We start from the raw sequence: 13,149 nt of genomic DNA on the forward strand, positions 1-13,149 counted from the left end.
AGATAACACAGACTTTCTGGCTGACCCGGATCAGCAGCTGAGAGCCTGTTCGGAGGATGAATCCCGTCTCAGTTCAAGCCGCTTCTTGGGTGCGTTTGTTGCTTGTCGCGGCCCTGCAGACCGACTGCTGGTGTTAACTATTCGCGATGAACGAACTTTTCAATGCGTCAAGTTCGAATTCGCCGGACGTTCGTGCAGGCGATTGGTCTTGTAGGCTTCGATAAGTCTTTCAAGCATCGCGAAACGGTATCCAATCCGTTGGCCTCGTTCAGTGTCGCTGGTACGCCTGGGAGAATCGAACACGCGAATGTCCTGGACCTTGGGGACAATGTCGACGCCATCGCGAATCGCCGCCTCGACCGAATCAAAGTGTGAGTGCTGTGCCAAAACGATGCGATCCGGCTCCAGCAGCAGCGTGTACCCGTGATCGCCATACGCCTCAGAGAACGCTCCGTCGATCGTGATCGCTTTGCCGCTGCGTTTCAACGGCGATTCACCGGCTTCGACTTTCACCGGAACATGACCGTTGACAATCAGTCCATCGTCGGATGCCATGCCGAATTCATTTAACACCTTGTCGCAGAATTCGACTTCATGAATTAGTGAGAAGTAAGCGTCCTTCGTTTCTCGATGCGGCGTCTTGTCGGCGATGAAGTCTCGTTCCAGTGTCGCAATCCGGTCCTTGCCAAATAACGGTGACCTCGGACCGCTCCAGAGATACCAAAGAAAATCGAGGTCGGCTTGTTCCGAATTGACCACGGCACGCCGAACGACCTTTTCGATTTCTTCGAACATCGCACGCCCGGCGAGTGATTGTCCATCGAGTTCAAGCGGAAGGAAGTTGCCATCGGCATCGACGGGCACGCAACCGTGAAAGATCAAGCACTCATCCCGTCTGAGATACATGGAACCGTGCCCGACCATGAATCGCATTTGCTCGCTGAGCTTTTGGCTGCTTAGAAACGAGTGCTTAAGGCGTGACAGGCAGAGTGATTCGTCGTCGGAAAGTTCGTAAGGATTTTTGGGATCGATTGTCGGAAAGCTGGCATCACGCAGTTCGTAAGTTTTTCCGTCAATCTCGATGGTCCCTGCTTCGTGGTTGAGCCGATGCAGCAATCGCCGATGCTCCAGATTCCAGTGCGGATTCCGTTCAATCATTTGTCCTTCAAGCTTGAATTGCATCACGGCAGCCGCCTTTTGCATTCTCGCGACGACAATCTTTGGCCGCATGCCTTCGCGCTGAGGCATGAAGTGTTCAGCCGGGTCGTCGGCGTACACCGTTTGAGCAAGGTGTTCCAACGGCGTCAGTGGTACGCTGTAGCCTTCGTCCAACTGGCCCAACCGACGGTAACGCAGTGACACTCGCAGAACTGTGCAAATCAACGCTTCGTGGCCCAGCGACGCGCCCAACCACAGGACATCGTGGTTGCCCCAAATGAATTCGACGTTGGGCTGCTGCCGAAGGTACTCCATCACACGATCACCTCGTGGCCCTCGGTCCCAAAGGTCGCCCGCAATGATCAATTCATCAACGGCAAGGTTGCGAATCAAACGTCCCAGCAGATGGATGAGGTGCAATGCGCGATCGCGTCGCACGAGTTCATCAAGCATGGCGCCGACAAACTCGGGGCCACGCTCGGTCGACGGTGCGTGCATGATCTCAAGCAACAGTTCCCGGTACTCAGCAGGGAACACATTCGTCGCGAGCCGCAGGCTGAAGTTCGAGACGAGGTATCGCAGCAATTCGAGCTGCGGCATAAGCATCCGCAGCGCGTATGCACGAATTTCGTCTGGCTGCGTCAGTGTGGCACCAACGCGTTTGGTCACTTCGGCGGGATAAAACGTGAGCTTTAGAAACTCCTCCCGCGCAGTAGCGTCCATCGTTTCAGCGAACAATTCTTCAACCAGTGGACGCAACGTACCCGATGCGTTGTTGATCACGTGTTGAAGTTTTTTGTCTTCGCCGTGAATGTCACTAATGACGTGCACGACGCCTTTAGGAAGCGTTCGCACGGCTGCAAGCCGCGCCGATTCAGCGATCGCAGCATCAATGTTGGGATACTCTAAGGCCAGCAACTCCAGCATCGAGAGATCGGCTTCGGGACGTTTGAACGAATGGGATGTCGTCTGCATGCTATGAGTTGGAGTGGGAGAAGCGATAGGTAAACGGACGTGCGACGATGGATCGCTGATTCGTTCGTGAGTATACGGATGGAGGACTCGTGTTTCGAACTGCGCGACGGCAATTTGTGGGCAGTTGTTTCAGCTTTGAAGATGTTCACTGTGCGGACTGGAATGAAGTTCCGTGCTGACTTTTCGCGGCTTCTGGCCCGCTTTCCTGGTCGCTTGAGCTGAACCCGTAGCGTTGTTGCATCCACTTTTTGTTGTATGGCGGACGCATGCCTGATCGAAGCGGCCCCGTTGCCGGAATGCGAGAATTAGATCGATCGCAAGAGCCAAGGTTTTCGTTTGTGGCTCTTTTTGAATCTCTTACTCGCCGCTGGCCGTGCTGGTCAGACGGTCGATCCACATAGCATGTTGTGTCTTGATCGCGGTCATTGAAGGATCGTCTGCGAGGTTATGCCACTCGTTTGGATCCTTGTCATGATCGTAAAGTTCCTCCGAACCGTCGACGTAGCGAATATAACGCCACCGCTCCGACCGAACGGTGTGGTTGCCAGCTTTCGTCGATGTGAGTGCGGGCCGTTCCCATTCGTCATTTGGGTTCTCAAGTAGTTGTCGAAAACTCAAGCCCTGAAGGCCATTGGGCGGTTTCAGTTCGCAGAGATCTGCAAGAGTCGGGTAAATGTCGATCAGCCCGACCGTTCGTTTGCAGACGCTGCCGTTGCCGGGGGCGTTCGGAGTTCGCACGATCAGCAAACTTCGGGTCGATTCTTCCCATGGCATCCATTTTCGCCAGTGGTGCTTTTCTCCTAAATGCCAGCCGTGATCAGAACACAGGACGACGATTGTATTGTCCGCGTAGGGACTCTTGTCGAGCTTGTCCAGAACCTGACCGACACAGTCGTCGATCAATGCAACACAGGCATGGTAAGCGTGAACAAGTTCTCGCCGGTATGTCGGGCTGTACTGCCTGACTGCCTCTTCTGCAATCAGCTTGCTCCGGTCGAGAACCCATCGACGTCCGATTTCAGGCACGTCATCCAGATCGTTCTCCAGTACGTTCGGAAGTGTCAGGCTGTCTCGGTCGAACTGTTCGAAGTAGCGTTTCGGCGCCGTCATCGGTGTGTGCGGTTTATAGAAACCCAGTGACAGGAAGAACGGCTGGTCGTAGTCGTGGTTGAGTTTTTCGATTCCCCAGGCAGCGATTTGCTCATCGGGCATTTCCCCTTTTTCGATGTCGAGCGCGGCCCAGGCAAGTGAATCCTGGGCGTCTTTGCCGAACCGTTTCTTGAACTGCCGACCGTCGGGAGGTTCCGGTCCCCAACGAAGTGTTTTTGGACCGATCTCGTCCCAGTACACCTTCTTGCCGTGGTCGTTGTGGTAAATCTTCCCCATGCACATCGTGCGATAACCGTACTCCCGAAACCAAACCGGCATGTGCTTCGCCTGATGGTAAGCGGGGCTGGCCGACTTCGACGAATTGTTGTAGATGCCGGTCTTCGATGCGTACATGCCCGTCATAAACGAGGCTCGCGACGCATAGCACAACGCCACCTGACAATGGGCGTTGCTGAACAGGACGCTCTGTTTTGCGAACCGATCGAGATTCGGAGTTTGTGCGTCAGGGTTGCCGCCAAGGCATCCGACCCAGTCGTTGAGATCATCGACGGTAATGAACAGCACGTTGGGCTTGTCGATTTTATCTTTCCTGGGCGCCGCTGGCATTTTTACGGGCTTGGGTATGGGAAGGTCCCGCATGGCGACCGAGTACCGTTCTCCCAATAGCAGTTGGCTGGCCGTGTCGAAGTGTGTGCCGGGATCAGAGGTCTTCGTGCCCTCAGACGAAACCAGCCCTACGCTTGCACTTTCCGCCGCAACCTTCTGGATCGCCTCGCGGACAGTATCGCGTTTGCCGTTGTCGAAGACTTCGCCAACCACAACGGGGAGATCGGGCACACCGACGTCTTCACGGATGCGGCCGATTAGTTCGTTCAACCGGCGATGGTAAATATCGGTGCTTGACTTTGAATCGGATTCGCCCTGATGCCACAGCAAGCCGCGAATCGTAAATCGGTCGCCCCGTTGGCTTAGCTGCGTCGTCGCCAATTGAATGGTTTCGACAAAGTCACGATAACGCGGCCCCTGGCTTTCTTTGTCTGACGGCACACCAGGCTTCCAGTCGGAGCGCAGATTTGTGCCGCCTTTCGAGCCTTTAATCAAGGCAATTTTGCGGTTCGGGTCGGCCTTCAGCATTGAACGAGCAAACCCAATTTCGGGGCCGAACGTTGGCGAAGGAAGTTCGCGTTTGAATTTCGGCGGCACACTGAACCCGGGTGCGAGGTTCTGCCAGCCATCGCTTGTGCGAGGCACACTCCGATAGAAAATGATCGCCTGGTCCATCGGCCCCTTCAGGTCTTCTGGCAACTCGCTGACGAGTCCACGTCCATCCATGTTGGACTGGCCTGCGAGAAGATAAACATCGTAGTCGTCGGCCGCGCAAATCGGCTGCAAAGTCAGGACAATGCAAGCCACGGCCGCTTTGCGAGTCAGCGTTGAAAGAGTCTGAGGCATTGCGTTTTCTATCTTTCGTGAGCACCCGGGACGCTATCGACCGGGCGATTATTCGATTCGGGAAGGCTTCGGCGAACCTGATACTGCAACCGACTGAGGGCTGGAGTTGGCGATCAATACCGATAGTCGGCTCCGTCGCGACTTCGCTGGCAACTCGCTTCCAGTTCTTCCAGCTGTTTGCGAAGTCGCATTGTCTGTTCTGGCTGTTCAGCCGATAGGTCGTGTTTCTCGAAGGGGGCTTTCGCGAGATCATAAAGACGTACGCGACCGTCCTTTTTTGCTTCCTGAAGCAGCTTCCAGTCACCTGAAATGATTGCTTTGCCGTCGATGCCTTTGTGCAGCCTTCGATACCCCAAGAACAGGCTTCGATCTCGATGTTTGACCTCACCGCGAATCACGGGCATCAGGTCAATTCCATCGATCGGGCGAGATGTCTTTCCGGACCTGGAATCACCCACAATGGATGCGACGGTCGGCAGGAAATCCACGGTACTGCATCGCACGTCGGTAGACGTGTCTGCTGGAATTACGGCGGGCCATTCAGCACAGGCAGGAACCAAAACGCCACCTTCAAACATGGTGTGTTTGTGGCCTTTGAAAGGGCCGGCAGAAGCGACACCTTTTTTTGCCAGTCCGTCGGACGGGCCGTTGTCGCTGCAGAAGAAGACCACGGTATTCTTGTCGATCCCCAACTCCCGCAGCTTTGTTCTTAGGCGGCCAATCTGTTGATCCATAGCTGTGATGCAGCCGTAGTAGTTCTTCCGTTTGTTGCCCGCTGTGGGGTATAGTTTTTTGAACTCATCGCCAGCGACAACCGGTTCGTGAGGAGCGTGGAACCAGACCGTTGCGAGAAATGGTTTGCTCTGGTTCGCCTCGATGAACGGAATCACACGATCCATGATGATGCGGCTGTCGTCACCAGAAAGGTTCTCTTTCGCTTCGTCACCGTTGTGAACGTATGGGAAGCCACCTTTCCATGGACCGCCCGGCTCGCCACCAAAACTGTCCCAATCGTCGGGTGTGACTGTCGGATTCCAGGTCGGTACAGCGCTGGTTGTGGCAAAGTATTCGTCGAAACCATGATGTGATGGCGGCGAATAGAAACCTCGCGTACCGACTTCGTCCGGCTTCACCCAGCCGACGTGCCACTTGCCAAAGAACCCCGTCGCATACTTTTTCTTCTTCAACATTTCTGCGATCGTGATTTCTCCAACACGCATGCCGCCTGTGTGAGCGGCCAGGATTCCGAATCGGAACGGGTAACGTCCCGTCAGACAACTTCCTCGCGTCGGGGAACAAAGTGGTGCGGCGGCGTAAAAGCGGTTGAAGCGAATTCCGGCGGATGCCATCGCGTCAAGGTGAGGAGTCTTAACGACATCGTTGCCGTTGAAGCCGACATCGCCCCACCCCTGATCGTCGCTCATCAGCAGGATGATATTGGGCGACGCACTGTCTGAGTTTGCGGCGCACGATTTCGACGACGGCACCGCCAGCATGGCGGCAAGAACTGTGATGGAGATGAGCGATTGATGAATCATTGCCGCCTTCGCTGGTGCCGGATTAGGTATTCGGTGAGTTATGGCCTGCCCCATAGTAATTCGCAACCCGTGATCGCCCAGCTTCGTTGGGACCTGGCTCACCGAAAAGGCCGGAATTTGAGCACGAACAGCCGCGATGAAGCTGAAATCGGAGGTCCCGACTGGTCAGCAGGTGGTCGACAAGCGATTCGAAAAGTGCGGGAACTGCATGTCGATGGAGGATCAATCGCGCACTTGACGCAGCGCAATGGCGAATGACTACGCCCGCAAGTTTAGAGCCATCACCGTACACGGAGATGCTAAACCGGACATCCTGCGCCGCTGCGATTCCGCATCCGTCGCTAAAACAGAAGCATCTGGCCCACAAACCGATCTTTACCCGCAAAGATCTGTTTTGAACCCTGCGGAATGAAGATGATGTCCATGCGATGCAGCCGGACAACGAGGTTCGAGATCGTCACCTGAGCTCGCTCGGCAAGCTCGTACAGGTCGCTCCAATTGGTGACGTCGATATCCTGCACAGCGTCGCGAATCAGCCAGGATGGCATCAACAGCGAAGACTGATAGCGATCGACCGCGCTTTTGACTTCCGGCGTATCCTGCCCGGCCGTCAGATGGCGATACAATTCGAAGTACCGATCATCGTAGACAGCTCGATTCAGCACCTCCACCAGAATACTATTGTCGGCCGTCTGTCGGCGGACGACGCTGTCCTGTATATCAAAACCTGGCAAACGTGGATGATGTAAACTGGTGCGATCGATATCGATGTCCCAGTGACCGGCTTCGTGGCCAATTGTGCTGCGTTCCAGCCCCGGCTTTTCGGCAAAGAGATTCAGGTGGCGACTGTTCAGCACAATCCGTTTTTGTTCGGGCACCAGACCAGCCAGGATTTGTTCGCCCTCGCGTTCGTCGATATCGATCCAGTCGAAATCCAGCTTCAGAACCTGTTCGACAATGTTCTCCACCGGCACAGGTAACTTAACGGACGTGCCACTAAGTTGTTCGTACTGACGAATGCGCATCGCCGTGATCTCGTCAATCACTGAGGTGCTAATGTCGGAAAGATCAAATCGTCGCATGCCGAACGGACTCCATACCAGTCGACGTGGTGAAGAAAAACGAAGGCGCTGTCAGGACGCCTGCCGGCGTCTTCATTTGCGGCCGAACTATTTATCGAGCCTTCCGGCGGCGCAGGTCCTCCGATGTATCGTCCTTCGCACTGCTGTCGGTTGCTGTTTCCAAACCATTCAGCAGTCCTTCCAGATCGCTGTCCGACATCTGGATAATACGCCGAAAGATACCGGGCTTCGCCAAAATCCGTTCTCGGTACGTATCCGGAATTCGTCGCGCAAGCAGTAGTAACTCGTCCGCGTCGGCTTGCAGTGCCTTTGCAATTTTTTGCAGCGTGTCTTCGCGCGGCGTCTGCTCTGCATCCAGCCGGTCGTTTTCTACGCGGCTAAGATAAGTGAAGTTAATCCCAACTTTTTCGGCAAGCTGCCGTTGGGTCATATTGCGTTCTTTGCGAATCTCGCGGATCCGCTGGCCAACCGTGGTCATGTTTCGCTCCTTGCGATGAGTTGTGAACGATTGTCGGGCCCGCTCACGATTTCTGCAGTCAAAGGTAGCAGATTGACATTCACAGTCAATAGCAACTTGTTCGGCAGCCGCTTTGCATTCTCCGCACGGCGCCGCGTTCTTGTGGGCCATCGGGCACGCCGTTCGGCCGACGGCCCTGGCGTGCCCATGCCGTCCCGATGAAACGAAATTTCGCGCGTCGTTTACGAATGGTTAGCGGGAAACTACGAGTCTTCCAGGTGTTTAGTCGGCCGAGCCGAGTTCCACGATCTGTAGCATTTGAGCCTTGTCCGCGTCGCTCACTTCGCTGTGGCACGACGCTTTGCCTTCTTCGGCACCCATCGTTTTTTTCGTTTTGGACGCCAGGCGATGCAGCTCTTCCGGGCTGAGGACTCCGCGTTTTTCCAGGATTTCTTGTTGCTCTTCGCTTAGCGCTGCACTCACTTTGGCCTTCTGCCATTGGTAGTCATCAGACTTGCCGCTGGCGAATTCCTGAATCTCTTTACTGATGCGAACGCTACACCAATCGTGCCCGCACATTGCGCAGAAGTCAGTGTCGACATCCAGATCTTCGTCGTGATATGCCCGAGCCGTGTCCGGGTCGAAGCTTAGGTCGAAGTGTTTCTGCCAGTTCAGAGCGGCTCGTGCGCGAGTCAGATCGTCATCCCAATCTCGAGTGCCCGGAATTCCCAGAGCGACGTCGGCCGCGTGTGCTGCAATTTTGTAGGCGACGCAGCCCTGCTTGACGTCGTCCTTTTTCGGCAGCCCCAGATGTTCTTTCGGGGTCACGTAGCACAACATGCTGGCACCGTGCCACGCTGCGTTGGTTGCTCCGATACAACTTGTGATGTGGTCGTAACCCGGAAAAACATCTGTGACCAATGGACCCAGTACGTAAAACGGTGCTCCATGGCAAAGCGTTCGCTGCACCTTCATGTTGAATTCGATCTGGTCCAGCGGCACGTGCCCCGGGCCTTCGACCATGACTTGGATGCCCTTCCGCCAGGCTCGTTCCGTTAGTTCGCCCAGCGTAGAAAGTTCGGCCAGTTGAGCGATATCGGTGGCATCAGCCAAGCCGCCGGGGCGCAGACCATCGCCGATGCTGAAGGTGACGTCGTGCTGCCGCATCACGTCGCAAATGTCTTCCCACAAAGTGTACATCGGGTTTTGTAGCGAATGATGAATCATCCACTTGGCCAGCAGCGAACCGCCTCGACTGACGATGCCGATCAGTCGATTCTTGACATATTCCAGATGTTCATGCAGCACGCCCGCATGAATGGTGAAATAGTCAACGCCCTGATCGGCCTGGTGCCGCAGCGTGTTCAGGATCGTTTCTTCGTCCAGATCTTCGATTCGTCGCCCAATGATCATTGAGTAGATTGGCACGGTTCCGATCGGCACAGTGCTGTTCTGAATAATGGCTTCGCGGCAGGCGTCGAGATCTCCACCGGTGGACAGGTCCATCACGGTGTCGGCACCCCAGCGTTCGGCCCACTTCAGCTTCTCGACTTCTTCGTCCGTGCCGGAAGACACTGGCGACGCGCCCATATTCGCGTTGACCTTGGTCTTCGACGCGCGGCCAATCGCCATGGGATCCAGATTGTGCTGTAGATGGTTCCGGTTGGCCGGAATCACCATGCGTCCGGCCGCGACTTCGTCTCGCACCTGCGTCGCGGTGAGATGCCCTTCACGGTCGGCGACTCGCTGCATTTCCACCGTGACAATCCCGCAGCGAGCACTATCGAGCTGCGTGGAAGGTTCGTAATTTTGCGGCCGCTGCCAGGCTTCCGCCTTTTCGTAGTCGTCTTCGAACCCTTCGATCAATGTCCAGTCGGTCGGCATAAAGTCCCAGGCCGTTTTGTTGGACGGTTTTGGGATGCCGGGCGAATCCTGAGACGAATAGGTCTTCGCGCCAGCGCGGCCCGCTGCAATTTCGGGAGCCGATGCGAAGCTGCCGGGAGTGGTCCCTGCGTGAGTGCTGCTGGGGTCAGACGCCAGAATTTCGGGCATCAGTTCCTTAACGCGAGCGATGTGATCAATAGCCATGGTCTGATTTCCGGCGAAGCGGTCCTTGATTGCAGTTTCGGCACGTGAATACGTCCGCGTCGACGTCCGGTCGCGCGATCCGTGTGCGGCCTAATCGTAGTCTCCGCATCGTTATTTGCAATTGTCAGGTTCAGACCACCTGCGGTAACACGAGGTTTCTCGACGGCCAAAGCATAAAAAGGCGAATCGATTCATTGCGTAGCGCGAAGATAGTCCGCCTCGGGTAAGATTGAGCGTGCCTCCGAAGCGGTTTCGCGAGTTTCAAAATTAGTCACTTCCGGCGAATCGGTCGCATCTTCCGACTGCGCACACAAATCCACGATTGGTGATTCTGCTTTGATTCGGCGTACAGCTAAATTTGTCGCACTGCTGGCGGTATCCTGGGTTGTGATGACCTTCACGCACGAAGTTGGCCATCTGATTGGCGGAATGATCTGCGGCGCGACTCTCACTGACTACGACCTCGCTCCGTGGCGGATGCCGTACAGTTTGCATTCCCCGGATCCACATCCGCTCATCACGCTCTGGGCCGGACCGATTCTTGGTGTGGCTATTCCGCTGACGATCGCAGATGTTGCTCAGCGGCGCTGGGTTTGGTTTATTGCCGACTTCTGCCTGATCGCCAATGGCAGTTACCTCGCCTTGGCATGGGTGTCAGGCGATCGGTTCCTCGACACCCCGCGACTGCTCGACGCCGGAACGCATCCGGCCATCATCGTGGTCTATTGCGTACTGACGATCGGGATTGGTTATGTCTGGTTTCGGGCCGATTGCATTTACTATCTGGCTGGCGAAACGAACCCAAAGGACGGTGCTATAAAAAGCGAAACAGATAGTTAATTCGCTTTGAGTTCGCGGACAGGCATCAGCCGGCAAGTTCTCACCAGCCGAACGCGAAGCCCTGTTCGGCCCCGCGTTCGGCCCTCTTGCCACACGTTACTCTCGCACACAGAAAAGCGAACTGCCTGTTCTAAGCACGATTGATCCGTTAACGACCGCCACACCGTACAGCGTCGGCTTCGAAAACATGGCGACTCCGCGGCGGCGTTCTTCTGACGTCTCCTCGGCCGTTGGCACGTTGTTGATCGGTGGTGAGTCGTCACTCCAGAGAGCATTCTGTTGAACCACTTCGAATTCAGATCCCGCATTAAGGACCGACGTGAGCCCTTCCTTGCCGAAGATGTAAACGTGATCGCCGATGCCAACCGGAGTCGCCCAGGCGGATTGTTTGATTCGCTGAGTGTAGGCGGGTTCGCCCGTTTCGGCATGCAGGCAGTAGACGGCACCGACACGGTTAACCCAGTACGCAAAGCCTTTGTGCATCATCGGAGACGCCCATGAAGGAGTTGCATCGGGCGTCTTCCAGGCAAACTCCGCTTTCCACTCGTCGCCGTTGCGGCGAACGGTCATCAGGCCGTTGGATTTCTTTGCCAGTTCTGAATTTTCACCGCGACGACCGGGTGATGCAGCGATGAAGAACCGCCCTTCTCCAAGGTCGATGGGAGTCGTGGCAGTGTTGCCGCCGACTTCTGTGAACGTCCAAAGTTGCTCGCCGGTTGCGGCATCGTAGCCATCTACACTTCCCGCCGAACTGCACACGACCTGTGGCACACCGTCGATGGTCACAATTGATGGAGAACTCCAGCTTGTCCGCGCGGTGCGATCTGTTTTCCATGCTGTGCTGCCGTCCGTTTTGTTCAACGCCACAACGTAAGAAGTCGCTGGATCGTCGATTAGCATGATCACGTGATCAGCCGTCTGCGCGGGAGATGCCGACAGGCCGAATTCATTGGTGGGTTTCGCAAATTCTTTCGTCAATGACTGGTGCCATTTTGCCTTTCCATCGTGCGAGACCGCGACAACGTCGCCGCTTTCGAAGTACGCATACACGCCTTGATTGTCGACTACCGGAGTCGGCGCGGCTCGACTGATGTAAACGCTGTTCTTTTCAGGGAATGTCGACTCTGTGATCGAATCCCAAACCTGTGTTCCCGTGGCCAAATCGTAAGCCACGACGTGCAGTTTCTGTTTCGAGTCGCCTTCCACCGATGTTAGGTAGACGCGAGAATTGCGAATCACGGGACTGGACTGTCCGTACCCTGGAATCGCAACGTTCCAGGCGATGTTCTTCGTCGGAGACCATGTCATGGGAATCGAATCGGCTGCGATGTCGGATGCTCCGGCTCCCAGGAACGCGGGCCACCGATTGGACGCAGCCGCCGGTTCATCGCCGTAACAGGACCACAGCGTAAATGCCGTCGCGCCCAGGGCGATCAGTGTGTGGCGGAATATTCTCGTGATGGAAGGTTGAGTTGTATTCATTGATCGACTCCGTGAGAGTTTCGCTTCTGCGTAACACCGCATGCTGCGCAGAATCGAAGGACTGCCGAAGGGCATCTGCTGCCCTTCGGACATATTGTGTTTAGCTGGTCGTTATTGGTGTGCTACTCGGCAGGGGCCAGATCGCTGCCTGTGGCGGAACCGGATTCGTTCAGCCATTGCAGCAGTGACCGATTATCGACAAATGGTTGGTAGCCACGATTCGCGAAGACAACTTTGCCGCCACGATCGATCACGAAAGTCCCGTGAAGCATGTCTTCCTGCTGGTCGTCGGTTTCGCGAACGTAGGTGCCCCACGTTTCGGCGACCTTCAGGTCCGGATCAGACAGCACCGGAAACTCAAATCCACCATACTCTTCGTACTTCTTGCGAGTGGCTGCGGGAAGATCGGCGCTGACGGCAACTAATTGAGCGCCAAGTTCGTTGAAGTGTTCGAGATCCTTCTGCAAAGCAAACAACTGAGCCACACAGTGACTGCAGTTGTAGCCGTAATAAAACACCAGAACCACGGGCCCCTGGCGATTGAGTTCCGCCAGCGACTGCGACTGATCCTGCGTGTCGGACAGGACAAAATCCGGAGCCGGCTTTCCGATCAAAGGATGATCTTCCGTGACGGCTCGTTCGAAATTGTCGGTTGAGAGCAGGTCCTGCAGAGACGCGGACAGCTTTTGGCTGTCGACAGCTTCCAGGTACGCATTGGCATCGGCACTGACATCGCCCGTGGCGACCAGCCCATAGTCAGCACAGATCAGTCGGCACCTTTCCAGAAAGCCTGGCGATTCGGTTCCGGTACCCGTCATTGGATGAGTCACGTGCCAGGCCATCGCGCTGCCGTACAGCAGCGCGAATCCGCCTAATACGGCCAGAAACAGTTTCGTTCCGGATCCTCGTTCCGGCGCAGTGCCGTCTTCCGGAGTAACTCCGTTCAACTCTTGATTAGCCATGATGG

9 protein-coding genes are annotated in these 13,149 nt (G+C 55.7%); 1 reads left to right on the forward strand and 8 read right to left on the reverse strand.

The features are described from left to right. Positions 1-159: 159 nt before the first annotated feature. The 6 genes from Fuma_RS01585 to thiC form a co-directional block, all read right to left on the reverse strand. Positions 160-2,133, reverse strand: coding sequence for a fructose-bisphosphatase class III (locus tag Fuma_RS01585; protein ID WP_077022585.1), 1,974 nt, complete (start codon positions 2,131-2,133; stop codon positions 160-162). A 357-nt stretch (positions 2,134-2,490) separates the two neighbouring features. Continuing rightward, a complete protein-coding gene (locus Fuma_RS01590) occupies positions 2,491-4,695 on the reverse strand; it encodes a sulfatase-like hydrolase/transferase (RefSeq protein ID WP_077022586.1) in 2,205 nt (734 codons plus the stop codon). 113 nt (positions 4,696-4,808) lie between these two features. Further along, positions 4,809-6,233 (reverse strand): sulfatase-like hydrolase/transferase, encoded by a 1,425-nt coding sequence (locus tag Fuma_RS01595; protein ID WP_077022587.1) that lies wholly within the window; start codon positions 6,231-6,233, stop codon positions 4,809-4,811. Positions 6,234-6,574: 341 nt separating this feature from the next. Beyond that, positions 6,575-7,315 (reverse strand): hypothetical protein, encoded by a 741-nt coding sequence (locus Fuma_RS01605; RefSeq protein WP_077022589.1) that lies wholly within the window; start codon positions 7,313-7,315, stop codon positions 6,575-6,577. Positions 7,316-7,406: 91 nt separating this feature from the next. Then, complete coding sequence (locus Fuma_RS01610) at positions 7,407-7,793, reverse strand: helix-turn-helix domain-containing protein (protein ID WP_077022590.1); 387 nt, start codon at positions 7,791-7,793, stop codon at positions 7,407-7,409. Between the two features lie 261 nt (positions 7,794-8,054). Beyond that, positions 8,055-9,860, reverse strand: coding sequence for a phosphomethylpyrimidine synthase ThiC (gene thiC, locus Fuma_RS01620; protein WP_077022592.1), 1,806 nt, complete (start codon positions 9,858-9,860; stop codon positions 8,055-8,057). 336 nt (positions 9,861-10,196) lie between these two features. On the opposite strand from thiC, the gene Fuma_RS01630 reads away from it, so the two are divergent. Continuing rightward, complete coding sequence (locus Fuma_RS01630) at positions 10,197-10,700, forward strand: hypothetical protein (RefSeq protein WP_229360826.1); 504 nt, start codon at positions 10,197-10,199, stop codon at positions 10,698-10,700. A 96-nt stretch (positions 10,701-10,796) separates the two neighbouring features. On the opposite strand, the gene Fuma_RS01635 is transcribed toward Fuma_RS01630, so the two are convergent. Both Fuma_RS01635 and Fuma_RS01640 read right to left on the reverse strand, forming a co-directional pair. Then, positions 10,797-12,182, reverse strand: a complete 1,386-nt coding sequence (locus Fuma_RS01635) for an outer membrane protein assembly factor BamB family protein (protein ID WP_083732521.1) — start codon at positions 12,180-12,182, stop codon at positions 10,797-10,799. A gap of 122 nt (positions 12,183-12,304) precedes the next feature. Further along, the gene (locus tag Fuma_RS01640) at positions 12,305-13,144 is read right to left on the reverse strand and encodes a peroxiredoxin family protein (protein WP_077022595.1); all 840 of its coding nucleotides are present in this window, start codon (positions 13,142-13,144) and stop codon (positions 12,305-12,307) included. Between the last annotated feature and the right edge of the window lie 5 nt (positions 13,145-13,149).

This window comes from Fuerstiella marisgermanici (genome assembly GCF_001983935.1).
In the GTDB taxonomy this organism is placed as follows: Bacteria; Planctomycetota; Planctomycetia; order Planctomycetales; family Planctomycetaceae; genus Fuerstiella; species Fuerstiella marisgermanici.